Below are 12,843 nucleotides of genomic sequence, written 5' to 3' on the forward strand. Positions count from 1 at the left end.
CCCCAGCCCCATCCGCCGCCGTGATGGTGGTGGTGATCATAATGATTGTGTCCACCATGATGATTATGCCCGCCGTGATGATGGTGCCCTCCACCCCCGTGATGATTCCGATCATATCCTCCATAATTTCCATTATAGTTCATTTTTCTTCCTCTCCTTTTAGCATATAGTTCTGCCTCTCTTTTATATGTGGAATAATAAGGATTCTACTGATACTCCGTATAGTATGGAGTATCTGAATAATATGGATAACCATATCCGCCATAACCAAACGCAGGACTAAGTAAAGCCCCTGCTACAAATCCAGGAAAGAATCCTCCGCCAAAAAATGGAGAATGTCCAAAACTCCCATGAAATCCGCCATGTCCGAACCCTCCAACTGGACGACCATACATTTTATTCATCTCCTTTTCTATATAAAAATGTAATAATATACTGTATGTAGGACAAATGCGGAAAGCATGGGGAAAATGTCTATATTTTGTAAAAAAAACAAAACACTTTATAATAAGAATGTCAGATTACAACTTTTATATAAGAAGTATATATTTAAGAAAGATTAGAGGAATTTTATAGAAATGAAGAAGCCTATCGTTCAATTATTATTAATATTTACAATCGTATCTATCGTTCTTTTCCTATTAAATACATCGGTTATTTCGTTATATACGTTTGTTGGTGCTCTATGGTCCATCACAATCGTAGGAATTTCATTCGTTATTTTTATCGAAAACAGGTCTCCTCAAAGTACCTTAGCGTGGTTTTTAGTATTAGCACTTCTTCCTGTTGTAGGTGTGCTTTTATACTCCCTCTTCGGTCGTAGCCGTTGGAGAAGAAAAAAACATCTTCATCGTTCAGAAGAACAAAGAAAATTATTCCGTGAAATATTAGAAGGAAGACGACTAGAACTTTCTCTTACAGTTCCATTACATGAGCGTTCTATACATTTAACAGAAGTAGTACAAAAATTCGGAGGCGGTCCTGCCGCAGATAGAACGACTACAAAACTTTTAACAAACGGAGATCAAACATTTTCAGAAATTCTGCACGCTATTGAGCATGCAAAACACCATATACATATTCAATACTATATTTATAAAGCCGATGAGATTGGTACAAAAGTTCGGGATGCTTTAATAAAGAAGGCAAAATCCGGGGTTATTGTACGCTTCCTTTATGATGGACTCGGAAGTAACACGTTAAGAAGACGGTTTTTACATCCTATGAAAGAAGCTGGTATTGAAATTGTAGAATTTGATCCTATTTTTTCAGCTTGGTTACTTGAGACAGTCAATTATCGTAACCATCGTAAAATTGTTATTGTAGATGGAGAAATTGGATTTACTGGAGGACTCAACGTCGGTGACGAATATCTCGGCCGTTCAAAGAAATTTCCCGTTTGGCGTGATAGTCATTTAAAAATAGAAGGAAAAGCATTATATAAATTACAAGCAATCTTTCTAGAAGATTGGCTCTATGCCTCTAGTGGTTTAAGTAACTATTCTTGGGATCAATTTATGAATGTACAATACTTCCCTGGTAAAGAAATTTCGAATGCAGAAGGTGCTGTTCAAATTGTAGCAAGTGGACCAAGCTCAGATGATAAAAGTATTCGTAATACATTACTAGCTGTTATGGGCTCTGCCAAAAAATCTATTTGGATTGCTACACCATACTTTATTCCCGATCAAGAAACTTTAACATTATTACGCTTAAGTGCAATATCTGGCATAGATGTACGCATTTTATATCCAGGTAAAAGTGATAGTATTATTAGTGATCAAGCATCTCAATCCTATTTCACTCCACTTTTAAAAGCTGGTGCTTCCATTTACAGTTATAAAGATGGTTTTATGCATGCGAAAATTGTACTCGTTGATGATAAGATCGCAACAATTGGAACAGCAAATATGGATGTACGTAGCTTTGAGTTAAATTATGAAATTATTAGTGTACTTTATGAATCAGAAACCGTTCATGATATTAAACATGATTTTGAAGAAGACTTTAAGCATTCCACTGAAATTAAATGGAACTCGTTCCAAAAAAGAAGTATCAAAAAACGAATATTAGAGTCTTTCATGCGACTCATTTCTCCTTTGCTATAAGCAATCAATATAATATTGATTGCTTTTTCTTTTACATTTCCCCTCTCTCCTTTTCTTTGCATACCATATTAAAACAAGTTATCATAAGATGTATTACTTTATGAAAATAATGTTAGGTGGGAAATACATGTTAGAACAATTTCATATACACGCTGATTTAAAACAACAGCTCTCAGCCCTTCACGAAAAAAACAAACAAGAAGCTGGCGAAAATGCACATTTAATTGGAAAGAAAATATATAAAGCATCTGATAACAGCATTATTGAAGATGCCATTACAGCACTTTTACTTGGTAAAAACATTCTATTAAAAGGACCAACTGGTAGTGGTAAAACAGTACTAGCTGAAACTCTTTCTTCTTTATTCCAAAAACCAATGCATAGCATTAACTGTTCTGTCGACTTAGATGTAGAAGGTATTTTAGGATACAACACATTACAAACAAAAGAGGGTGCATCTGAAGTTACATTCGTTAATGGTCCTCTTATGAAGGCAATGAAGAACGGTCATTTCTTATATATTGATGAAATCAATATGGCAAAACCTGAAACATTACCACTTCTTCATGGTGCGTTAGATTATCGTAAAATGATTACAAACCCATTTACACAAGAAGTTGTATACGGTGATGACGAATATCGCGTAATCGCTGCGATTAATGAAGGTTATGTTGGGACAAGTGAACTAAACGAAGCGTTAAAAAACCGTTTCGTTATTATTGAAGTTCCTTACATTCAAGGTGATACATTAAAAGAACTATTACTATCTGAATCAAAATTAAATGATGTTGCAACAATTGAAAAGTTCGTTGCATTCGCAAGCGATCTTATGCCTTTAGCTCGTGATGGACGCGTAAGTGAAGAAGCAGCTAGTATTCGTGGCATTATCGATGCATGTGATTTAGGTGTATATATTCCTGTTATGCGTGCAATTGAACGTAGTATTATCGCAAAATTAAACGATGAAACAGAACAAATGACTGTCCGTGAATTAGCAGAAAGTTATTTCTTTGAGGAATAATTCATGAGACAAATTTTTAGTGACAAAAAAATTGATGCGTCGCTGTTTCTACAAATGGAAAACTTAATGTATGCTCTTCTAAAAGAAGACGATGCCTATCTTGAGTATGGCTATAAAGCATACTACGACGAAATTGAAAAAAAGGTTGTCATTAGTCACTTTTGGGATGATCGAAAAGAAGAGGATACAGTAATCGGATTAAAAAGCGAAGTGTTCTTAAAGGCACTTGGTAATAAACATTACTCGGACATGACTTTAATTCGTTCTTATGCGATTGAATTACAAGAATCGCCTCTAAAAAAGTTTTTAACACAATTATTTGTTCTATTAGAAGATTTACGTGTTGAGGAAATCGTCAAAAATTTACGTCCTGGCACAAAACACATTTTTAAACGCCGAAAAGAAATGTATCGCAATTACTTTGGCTCACAAAATGAAATAAATCGTGTTCGTAACTATCACGGTGACCGTCTATTTTGTCTATGCTATCTTTCGTTAACGAGTGATAAATATGAAATGTTTAATAATGAATATTTCGAGCAAATTGAATCAATTTTGCATGAAACATTCCAAGCTCGTAATACGGAAGATATTATGTATATCGTTGAGAAAATTCGCTATCGCTTAGAAGGACTTCTTGAAAGTGATATGCTTAATAATTATTTCGGACATGCCCCGCTTTATTTATCTGTTATTGCAGATGAGAAAGACAGTCGCGCTGAAAAATTAGCAAATGATGATACGCAGCTCCTAGATGACGATGATAACAAAAACAAAATGGATGAAAGCTTCTCGACATGGCACCGTGAAAATAAAAACAATGAAAACGAGAACTTTTTACGCTTTGAATTAGAAAGCGGAACAAAAACAAATATGATGGGTGATACTGCTCGTGAATCAGAAGATGGTGACCAAGCACTTGGTTCTGTACAAGGTACTTCCCAAAAAAGTACACAATCTAACTTTGATGGTGCTGATACAGAGGAAGCAAGAGCGTCTCATGCTTCTAGCCAAAACGACGGTGCATACGGCAAGTATAATGTGGGAGCTTCTCATACATTTAAAGAAGCTCGCAAATCAAATCCTGATGAGAAAAAAGATTACCAAGCTATCAAATCAGTCGTTAATAAAGATGTAAAAGAATTAAAGAAAATCATCGAAAAAACAATTGAAAACAAAACGAATGCAAATAGTGATAAATATTACGGAAGACTTCGTAAGAAATTCCTTCGTATTTATACAGAAAAGCAGCCGCGGATGTTTTATAAAAAAGGACAAGAATCACAAGAGCTCGACGTTGCATTCCAACTATTAGTGGACTGCTCTGGTTCTATGTATAACAAAATGGAAGAAACGAAGAAGAGTGTGGTCCTATTCCATGAAGCTTTAAAATCTTTAAAAATCCCGCACGCTATTAGCGGATTTTGGGAAGATGCTTCTAGTGCTAAACCTGAAGATAAACCGAATGTTATTCATGAAGTTGTTACGTATAAAAACTCAACGTTACCAAATGTCGGTCCAGAAATTATGCAACTTCGCGAAGAAGAAGATAACCGCGACGGGTATATTATTCGCATCGTTTCTGAAAAGCTTGCGAAAAGACCAGAAAAGCATAAATTCTTACTTGTCTTTACAGACGGTGAGCCTTCTGCATTAGACTATCAACAAGACGGTATTTTAGATACACATGAAGCTGTCAAACTCGCTCGTAAAAGTGGTATGGAAGTAATCGGTATCTTCATCGAAGAAGGCGAAGCGAAAGAAGCGACTTATCAACTAATGAAAAACATTTATAACCATCACTTCTTAGTTGCAAATCATGCTGAAGATTTACGCCTGAAGATTAAACCATTGTTGAAGAAACTATTACTGAAGACGATTGAATAGAAAAACAGGAGCCTTGTCGCTCCTGTTTTTTCTTTCAATCACTTTGTTTCTGATTGAAACTTGTATGGAATGGATACTTCTAACAATGATTCGAATCCTCCGTCATAGAATGGGAATCGCTCATTTGCAATTTTCCTATCTACCCACTCGATTGCGGAAATTTCTCCTTCATCTTCTGCACTAAGTTCACCTGTTACTACATTTGCTTGGAATGTAAACAATAGCGCATGATTGCCTTGCTTCTCAAAAAACTTCTCATTTATTGCGACAAGTCCACCTGTTACGGTAGTTAAGCCTGTCTCCTCTTTTACTTCCCTTACTAAAGCTTCCTCTAACGTTTCACCTTTTTCAACAGCCCCGCCCGGCAGTGACCAAACGTTTTGTTCTACATTATGTACCATTAATATTTTATCTGTTTCTTCATCATGTATTAGTGCATATACGACATCAACTCTTTGCATGTTGTTTTTCTCCCTTCCTAAAATAATTAAGAGCCGATCCCTAAGAATCGACTCTTCCTATTAATTCATCACTAACTCAGCTGCAAGCTTTTTTTTTAACTTAGCAAGCATGTCAGTTGTCATTTTGTCTAAATCATATTCTGCTTTAAAGCCCCACTCTTTCATTGCTGCTGTTGCATCAATAGAGTTTGGCCAGCTATCAGCGATCGTTTGACGAGCTGGGTCTACTGCGTAATCCATTGTAAAGTTCGGGATGTGTTTACGGATTGATGCTGCGATTTGCTCTGGTTCAAAGCTCATTGCTGTAATGTTGAACGCATTTCTATGCACTAGCTTACTTGGATCAGCTTCCATTAATGAAATGATCGCTTGTAAAGCATCAGGCATATACATCATATCCATGTACGTTCCTTCTGCAATGTATGAGGTGTATGCGCCTTTTTTAATCGCCTCATAATAAATTTCAACTGCATAATCAGTCGTTCCGCCTCCTGGAGGAGCTACGTAAGAAATTAAACCTGGGAAACGTACACCGCGCGTATCAACGCCAAACTTTTGATGATAATAATCACATAGTAATTCTCCTGCTACTTTGTTTACCCCATACATCGTAGTAGGACGCTGGATTGTATCTTGTGGTGTATTATCTTTTGGCGTTGATGGACCAAATGCACCGATAGAACTTGGCGTGAAAAACTTACAGTTTAATTCACGTGCTGCTTCTAATGCATTTACAAGTCCACCCATATTTAAATTCCAAGCAAATAACGGATTTTTTTCTGCAGTTGCTGAAAGTAAAGCCGCTAAATGAATAATTGTATCTACTTCATTACGCTTTGCAATATCATGTAATTTTTGTCCATCTGTTACATCTAACGTTTCAAATGGACCAGACGTTACCACTTCACTATCTGTTTCACGAATATCTGTTGCAATAACGTTTGATGCACCGTATACATCACGAAGTTTCATTACTAGTTCAGAACCAATTTGCCCTAAAGAACCGGTTACTAGAATTTTTTTCATTTTTCCCACTCCTCATTTGCAAGCTATTCAAAAGATGTCGTTAATTAAATGATACCCATTTCTTTCCCTACTTTTTCATACTTACGAATTGCTTCATCTAACATTTCTTTCGTATGAGCTGCTGTAGGCATATTTCGAACGCGTCCCATTCCTTTTGCTACGGTTGGGAATACGATAGATTTTGCATATACGCCTTCTTCATTTAGACGTTTACTAAATTCTTGTGTTAATACTTCATCACCAATAATACAAGGTGTAATTGGTGTCTCACTTTCTCCAATGTTAAAGCCAAGTTCTTTTAACCCTTGTTTCAAATAGCGACCATTTTCCCATAAACGATCGTGTAACTCTGTGCTTTCCATTAAAATTTCAATTGATCTCATACAAGCAGCTGCATCAGCTGGTGTTAAAGCTGTTGAGAATAAGAATGGACGTGAACGCACTTTTAACCAATCGATTAAGTTTTGTTTCCCAGCTACATATCCACCAATTACCCCAATTGCTTTTGATAATGTACCGATTTGGAAATCAACTTTATCAGAAAGGCCGAAATGTTTTACAGTACCTGCACCTTTGCCAAGTACCCCTGAACCGTGTGCATCATCTACATATGTCATTAAATCCAGCTCTTCTGCAATTTCAACAATCTCTGGTAATTTTGCAATATCTCCATCCATTGAGAAAACACCGTCTGTAATAACCATTAATTTATTATAAAGACCTGATTCTTTTGCCTCGATTGCTTTTTTGCGTAAATCTTCCATATCAGAATGCTTATAAACGATGATTTTCGCTCTTGATAGACGACTACCATCAATAATAGATGCATGGTTTAATTCATCTGAAAGAATCGCATCATTTTTATCCATAACAGCTGAAATCGCTGCCATATTACAGTTAAATCCTGATTGATAAGCAATTGCTGCTTCTGTATGTTTAAACTTTGCAATTGTTTCTTCTAATTTGATATGCAAATCTAAAGTACCATTAATTGTACGAACAGCTCCTGCTCCAACGCCGTACTTATGAATTGCACCAATTGCTGCTTCTTGTAAGCGATTATCAGTCGCTAATCCAAGATAGTTGTTTGAAGATAAGTTAATATATTCTTTTCCGCTAATTGTAATAATCGGTCCATTTGGACTTTCAAGCGGATCAATTACGTTATAAAGCCCCTTTGATTTTAAATCCTCTAAATTTTCTTCTAAAAAGTTTGCAAGTGTTTTACTAGACATTGTGAAGCCTCCCATCGTTCATGTAAGCGAATTATTGTCTTAATAGTTCTAATAATCCCTCTACTAGCTTAACACGTTTTCAGAATTTATTATAGAAAAATAGTTTAAAGAAACCGCTTACAATTTTAGATTATATACGATTCATTACAAGAAATCTATTATTTACTTTTCATATTTGATAGAATGAAAAAAATATTCAAGGGGGCTTCAAACATGGTATTTACAGAATCTGATGTATATAATAACGAATCGTTTTTAGAACAATATATGAAGCGAAGATATCGAGAAAATAGCCCAAACGAAGTACTTGAAAAACCAGCATTCTTTCAGCTCATTGGTGATGTACAAGGAAAACAAATTCTCGATTTAGGTTGTGGTGACGCTAAATTTGGCGAGGAATTATTAGAAAATGGTTGCCACTCTTACACTGGCATTGAAAGCTCCGAGCTCATGTATGAAAAAGCTAGTAAGCACCTAGAAAATAAAAATGGATCTGTTCATTTTATAAACCTCAAAGACTATACCTATCCTCCTTCTACTTTTGATTTAGTAACATCTAGACTCGCCTTACATTATATTGAACATCTTGATATCATTTTTCAAAATGTGTTTCAAACTTTAAAAACAAACGGGACCTTTACCTTTAGCGTTCAACATCCCGTTATTACCTCTTCGTTTGAAAGCTTACAAACAAGTGGTAAAAGAACTAGCTGGCTCGTCGATGATTATTTCAAAACAGGAAAACGAGTTGAGCCGTGGATTGATCAAGAGGTTATTAAATATCATCGGACAACGGAAGAATATTTTACATTATTACAACAAGCCGGATTTACAATTACAAACTTAAAAGAAGCCACACCAAATCGAAACTGTTTTCAGGGAAAAGAAGAATATGAACGTCGCTTACGTATTCCCCTTTTCCTACTATTTTCTTGCAAAAAATAAAAAAAACGATGAATTATTCATCGTTTTTTTATCTCATCGCCTGAACAGCTTCTTTTCGTACACTTCTTCCTCTTCCATGCGGAATACAGAGCGGTGTTCCAAATAATGGATCAGCGCTTATTTGACACTCCATACGGAATACATCACGAACTAACTTTTGATCAACAACTTCTTCTGGTTTACCTTGCGCATATATTTGTTTATCTTGAATAGCTACAATGTTGTCTGCATAACGGCATGCCAAGTTCAAATCGTGCAATACCATAACAATCGTTCTTTTCTCTGTTTCATTTAATTCGAATAATAAATCTAACACTTCAATTTGGTGAGTCATATCTAAATATGTAGTTGGCTCATCCAGTAAAATAATATCAGTATCTTGTGCAAGGGTCATTGCAATCCAAGCACGTTGACGTTGTCCACCTGAAAGAGCATGAACATCACGCTCAGCAAATTCTGTCATACCCGTTGCCGCAAGTGCTTTTTGTACCATTTCCTCATCTTTTTCTGACCATTGCTTCAGCCATGTTTGATATGGATAACGTCCTTGCTTAACAAGTTGCAATACTGTAAGTCCTTCCGGTGCTTGTGGCCCTTGCGGTAAAATCGCCATTTGACGAGCGATTTGCTTCGTTTGCATACTTTGAATCGCTTGATTATCTAACAAAATGTCACCAGTTGTTGGCTTTAATAATCTAGCTAGTGAACGTAATAAAGTTGATTTCCCACAACCGTTAGAACCGATGAAGATTGTAATTTCCCCTTTTGGAATTTCTAAATTCAGCTCATCAATAATAATTGTTTCACCATACGACAGCGTCAAGCGTTTCGTCTCCAATGCTTTTTGCATATTCATCTCCCTTTATGAATTCCGACTTTTATAAAGTAAATAAATAAAATAAGGTGCACCAATTGCTGATGTAAATACCCCTGCTGGAATTTCAAGTGGTGTGAAAACTGTACGCCCAATTAAATCTGCAGCAAGCACTAGAATTGCACCGATAATCGCCGCAACTGGGAGCAATGCACCGTAGAAAGAGCCAACTAATCTTCGTGAAATATGAGGTGCCATTAAACCGACAAATCCAATTCCTCCTGCGAAAGCGACTGCTCCACCAATTAAAGCTGTACTAAGTAGTAACATGAATACACGCGACTTCGTTAAAGGAACACCGAGTCCTACTGCTATATCATCCCCTAGCTCTTGGGCATTTAAATGTCTAGCCGCTATAAATGATATTACCGTTAAAATGAGAACCCAAGGCGCAAGTACCATAACATTTTGCCATGAAGAACCATAAACAGTACCTGTAATCCATACATTCGCTTGACTCGCTTGATAAATTGGGGCTAACAACATAAATAAAGTCGTTGCCGCTTTCGTTAATGCCCAAAATCCAACACCAATTAAAACAAGACTAATCGGTGATAACCCGTCTTTTCTCCATGCAAATAAATATACAAAAAACGCAACAATCGTCGCACCAGCAAAAGCTGCGAGCGGCATATAATGAATGCTTACTGTTAGCGCATTATTTTTATCACTAAATATCGCTAAAAAGAGTACAACTGCAACACTTGCACCACCTGTGATTCCAATGATATCAGGAGAAGCAAGTGGATTTCGAACGAGCCCTTGTAAAATACATCCTGCTACAGCAAGTGCGATTCCTACAAGAATAGCAATTAAAATACGTGGCATACGAAACTTATTTACAACCATATTTGACATCTCATCGCCATTTCCGGTAATCGCTTGCCATACATCATAAGGAGCAATTTTCATATCGCCCATCCCTGCACTGGCAAAAAATAATCCTATTAAAATAGCTAGTAAACTTAATAAGACTAGAATAGCTCGTTTATACATTAAAAACGAGAACCCCTCTTTTCCTATACGAAACGGAATATACTTCTTCATTTGCTAAGCCCTCTCTTACGTGCAATATAAATAAAGAATGGGGCTCCGATAAATGCTGTCATAACCCCTACTGGTACTTCTTGTGGCATAATGACATATCTTGCTGCTATATCAGCCAAGATTAGTAGTATTGCACCTAACAAGCCGCTATAGGGTACTCTCCATCTGTGATCAACTCCAACAAGAGATCTAGCAAAATGCGGAGTAACAATTCCAATAAATCCTATTGGGCCAGCAACCGCAACTGAACCACCAGACAACAGTACAATAATAAGTAGTACGAATGATTTCATTAAAATTGTTCGTTGTCCAAGTCCTTTCGCGACGTCTTCTCCCATCATCAATGTATTTACTTTCCCTGCCATCATAAGAGATGCAATCCAACCTACTAATAAATACGGGAATACAGATTGTAAAATTTCTAACTTTCTCCCTTGTACAGATCCAGCAAGCCAAAATAAAACTTCTTCCAGCGCCTTTTCATTTAATACAAGTAACCCTTGTGTTAATGATGAAAACAAAGCACTTATCGCTACACCCGCTAATGTTAACTTGAGCGGGGTTGTCCCTTCTTTTCCTAAAGAACTAGAAGCGAATACTAGTACTGCTGCAACTGCCGTTCCTAAAAAGGCAATCCAAGTGAAAGCTGATAATGATGTAACGGAAAAAATCACAATTGCTACAACTATGAAGAAAGCAGCACCTGAATTTAATCCAATAAAATCTGGAGAAGCAAGTGGGTTCTTTGTTAAAGTTTGCATTAAACAACCCGCTATGGCTAAACTAGCACCAACACTGGCTGCAATTAGTGCCCTTGGTAGACGCACATTTTGAATAATAATATGTTCATTTGAACCATTAAAATGGAAAAAAGCATCTAACGCTAATTTCCAACTCGTATTTGTATATCCGAAAATAATACTTCCCCAAATACAAATAACGACTGCAATGATCCCAACAAATAATCCAATCCATTTTGCTTGATTTGTTTTTAATAACATGCAGCGTTTCCCCTTCAATGTATAATGATACGTTGTAAGTGTATTTCAACTTAATTCTCATTGTCAACGATAATGAGAATTATTTTCATTAATATATTGACAATCCAAAGATAAAGGATTAATATCATGCTTGCTATTGAAAAATATTCTCAACATGTAGGGGGTACATAATGAATTTCATGCAAAAGAAATCGTTTACAGTATTTGTATTTTTACTAGCATTTTCACTTCTTTTAAGTGCTTGTGGAAAATCAAATAACAAAGAAGAATCAACAAAAGAAGATAATAAAAAAGAAATGATTACGGTTGAACACGCAATGGGTAAAACAGAAGTTCCTGCTAATCCAAAACGTGTCGTTATTTTAACGAATGAAGGAACTGAAGCTTTACTTGAATTAGGTGTGAAACCAGTTGGTGCTGTAAAGTCTTGGACTGGTGATCCGTGGTATCCACATATTAAGGACAAAATGAAAGATGTAAAAGTTGTTGGTGACGAAGGACAAGTTAACGTTGAAACAATTGCTTCTTTAAAACCAGATTTAATTATCGGTAACAAAATGCGTCACGAAAAAGTATATGAGCAACTAAAAGCAATCGCACCTACTGTGTTCTCTGAAACATTACGCGGTGAATGGAAAGATAACTTCAAATTTTATGCGAAAGCATTAAATAAAGAAAAAGAAGGTCAAAAGGTTTTAGCTGATTACGAAAAACGTACAAAAGACTTACAAGGAAAACTTGGCGATAAAGTAAATCAAGAAATTTCTATGGTACGTTTCATGCCTGGTGATGTTCGTATTTATCACGGTGATACATTCTCTGGTGTTATTTTAAAAGAACTTGGATTTAAACGTCCTGGTGATCAAAATAAAAATGATTTTGCAGAACGTAACGTATCTAAAGAGCGTATTTCTGCAATGGATGGCGATGTATTATTCTACTTCACATTCGATAAAGGCAACGAGAAAAAAGGCTCTGAACTAGAAAAAGAATATATAAACGATCCTCTATTTAAAAACTTAAATGCAGTGAAGAATGGTAAAGCATACAAAGTTGACGACGTTATTTGGAATACAGCTGGTGGTGTAATGGCTGCTAACCTACTATTAGATGATATCGAAAAACGCTTTGTTAAATAATATTTTTCTAACCAGCTCCCCTTCTATGGAGCTGGTTATTTTTCATTTTATTTAAATTTCACATTATTTCATTTTGTATTTTTATTCCCTATATGTTAT

12 protein-coding genes are annotated in these 12,843 nt (G+C 36.0%); 5 read left to right on the top strand and 7 right to left on the bottom strand.

What is annotated here, in order from left to right:
* Window positions 1–206: 206 nt before the first annotated feature.
* Complete coding sequence (locus V7038_RS04085; protein WP_002114046.1) at window positions 207–395, bottom strand: hypothetical protein; 189 nt, start codon at window positions 393–395, stop codon at window positions 207–209.
* Between the two features lie 183 nt (window positions 396–578).
* On the opposite strand from V7038_RS04085, the gene V7038_RS04090 reads away from it, so the two are divergent.
* From V7038_RS04090 to V7038_RS04100, 3 genes are all read left to right on the top strand, one after another.
* The gene (locus tag V7038_RS04090; protein ID WP_002114044.1) at window positions 579–2,108 is read left to right on the top strand and encodes a cardiolipin synthase; all 1,530 of its coding nucleotides are present in this window, start codon (window positions 579–581) and stop codon (window positions 2,106–2,108) included.
* Between the two features lie 127 nt (window positions 2,109–2,235).
* Window positions 2,236–3,129: an ATP-binding protein gene (locus V7038_RS04095; RefSeq protein WP_002201800.1), complete on the top strand. Its 894-nt coding sequence runs from the start codon at window positions 2,236–2,238 to the stop codon at window positions 3,127–3,129.
* Between the two features lie 3 nt (window positions 3,130–3,132).
* On the top strand, window positions 3,133–5,016 hold the full coding sequence (locus V7038_RS04100; RefSeq protein WP_002114034.1) for a vWA domain-containing protein: 1,884 nt from the start codon (window positions 3,133–3,135) through the stop codon (window positions 5,014–5,016).
* Window positions 5,017–5,054: 38 nt separating this feature from the next.
* On the opposite strand, the gene V7038_RS04105 is transcribed toward V7038_RS04100, so the two are convergent.
* From V7038_RS04105 to V7038_RS04115, 3 genes are read right to left on the bottom strand one after another with little or no spacing between them, the layout of a single operon-like run.
* Window positions 5,055–5,477 (bottom strand): NUDIX hydrolase, encoded by a 423-nt coding sequence (locus V7038_RS04105; protein ID WP_070127904.1) that lies wholly within the window; start codon window positions 5,475–5,477, stop codon window positions 5,055–5,057.
* A gap of 60 nt (window positions 5,478–5,537) precedes the next feature.
* Window positions 5,538–6,503, bottom strand: a complete 966-nt coding sequence (locus V7038_RS04110; protein ID WP_070169852.1) for an L-threonine 3-dehydrogenase — start codon at window positions 6,501–6,503, stop codon at window positions 5,538–5,540.
* Between the two features lie 44 nt (window positions 6,504–6,547).
* Window positions 6,548–7,738, bottom strand: coding sequence for a glycine C-acetyltransferase (locus tag V7038_RS04115; RefSeq protein ID WP_078180279.1), 1,191 nt, complete (start codon window positions 7,736–7,738; stop codon window positions 6,548–6,550).
* A gap of 213 nt (window positions 7,739–7,951) precedes the next feature.
* Between V7038_RS04115 and V7038_RS04120 the strand changes: the two genes are divergently transcribed.
* Window positions 7,952–8,683, top strand: a complete 732-nt coding sequence (locus tag V7038_RS04120; protein ID WP_335469246.1) for a class I SAM-dependent methyltransferase — start codon at window positions 7,952–7,954, stop codon at window positions 8,681–8,683.
* 28 nt (window positions 8,684–8,711) lie between these two features.
* Here the strand turns inward: V7038_RS04120 and V7038_RS04125 are convergent, their stop codons facing one another.
* Genes V7038_RS04125 through V7038_RS04135 form a run of 3 tightly spaced genes read right to left on the bottom strand, consistent with a single transcriptional unit; the run spans window position 8,712 to window position 11,605 of the window.
* Window positions 8,712–9,533: an ABC transporter ATP-binding protein gene (locus V7038_RS04125; RefSeq protein WP_002114020.1), complete on the bottom strand. Its 822-nt coding sequence runs from the start codon at window positions 9,531–9,533 to the stop codon at window positions 8,712–8,714.
* Between the two features lie 12 nt (window positions 9,534–9,545).
* Window positions 9,546–10,604 carry a FecCD family ABC transporter permease gene (locus tag V7038_RS04130; protein ID WP_335469249.1) on the bottom strand — a complete coding sequence of 353 codons (1,059 nt, stop codon included), beginning with the start codon at window positions 10,602–10,604 and terminating at the stop codon, window positions 9,546–9,548.
* Window positions 10,601–11,605: a FecCD family ABC transporter permease gene (locus V7038_RS04135; RefSeq protein ID WP_002159320.1), complete on the bottom strand. Its 1,005-nt coding sequence runs from the start codon at window positions 11,603–11,605 to the stop codon at window positions 10,601–10,603. Before V7038_RS04135 ends, V7038_RS04130 begins: the two co-directional genes overlap by 4 nt.
* A gap of 170 nt (window positions 11,606–11,775) precedes the next feature.
* Here V7038_RS04135 and V7038_RS04140 point away from each other — a divergent pair, with 170 nt between their 5' ends.
* A complete protein-coding gene (locus tag V7038_RS04140; RefSeq protein WP_070146183.1) occupies window positions 11,776–12,744 on the top strand; it encodes an ABC transporter substrate-binding protein in 969 nt (322 codons plus the stop codon).
* Window positions 12,745–12,843 lie beyond the last annotated feature (99 nt).

Source organism: Bacillus sp. JJ783, from assembly GCF_036963225.1.
Taxonomy (GTDB): Bacteria; Bacillota; Bacilli; order Bacillales; family Bacillaceae_G; genus Bacillus_A; species Bacillus_A cereus_U.

Excerpts from the sequence above, each read along its gene's own strand:
- V7038_RS04125 (WP_002114020.1), bottom strand. The coding sequence starts at position 9,533 with ATGCAAAAAGCATTGGAGACGAAACGCTTGACGCTGTCGTATGGTGAA.
- V7038_RS04120 (WP_335469246.1), top strand. The coding sequence starts at position 7,952 with ATGGTATTTACAGAATCTGATGTATATAATAACGAATCGTTTTTAGAA.
- V7038_RS04105 (WP_070127904.1), bottom strand. The coding sequence starts at position 5,477 with ATGCAAAGAGTTGATGTCGTATATGCACTAATACATGATGAAGAAACA.
- V7038_RS04095 (WP_002201800.1), top strand. The coding sequence starts at position 2,236 with ATGTTAGAACAATTTCATATACACGCTGATTTAAAACAACAGCTCTCA.
- V7038_RS04085 (WP_002114046.1), bottom strand. The coding sequence starts at position 395 with ATGTATGGTCGTCCAGTTGGAGGGTTCGGACATGGCGGATTTCATGGG.
- V7038_RS04135 (WP_002159320.1), bottom strand. The coding sequence starts at position 11,605 with ATGTTATTAAAAACAAATCAAGCAAAATGGATTGGATTATTTGTTGGG.
- V7038_RS04110 (WP_070169852.1), bottom strand. The coding sequence starts at position 6,503 with ATGAAAAAAATTCTAGTAACCGGTTCTTTAGGGCAAATTGGTTCTGAA.
- V7038_RS04130 (WP_335469249.1), bottom strand. The coding sequence starts at position 10,604 with ATGAAGAAGTATATTCCGTTTCGTATAGGAAAAGAGGGGTTCTCGTTT.
- V7038_RS04090 (WP_002114044.1), top strand. The coding sequence starts at position 579 with ATGAAGAAGCCTATCGTTCAATTATTATTAATATTTACAATCGTATCT.
- V7038_RS04115 (WP_078180279.1), bottom strand. The coding sequence starts at position 7,738 with ATGTCTAGTAAAACACTTGCAAACTTTTTAGAAGAAAATTTAGAGGAT.
- V7038_RS04100 (WP_002114034.1), top strand. The coding sequence starts at position 3,133 with ATGAGACAAATTTTTAGTGACAAAAAAATTGATGCGTCGCTGTTTCTA.
- V7038_RS04140 (WP_070146183.1), top strand. The coding sequence starts at position 11,776 with ATGAATTTCATGCAAAAGAAATCGTTTACAGTATTTGTATTTTTACTA.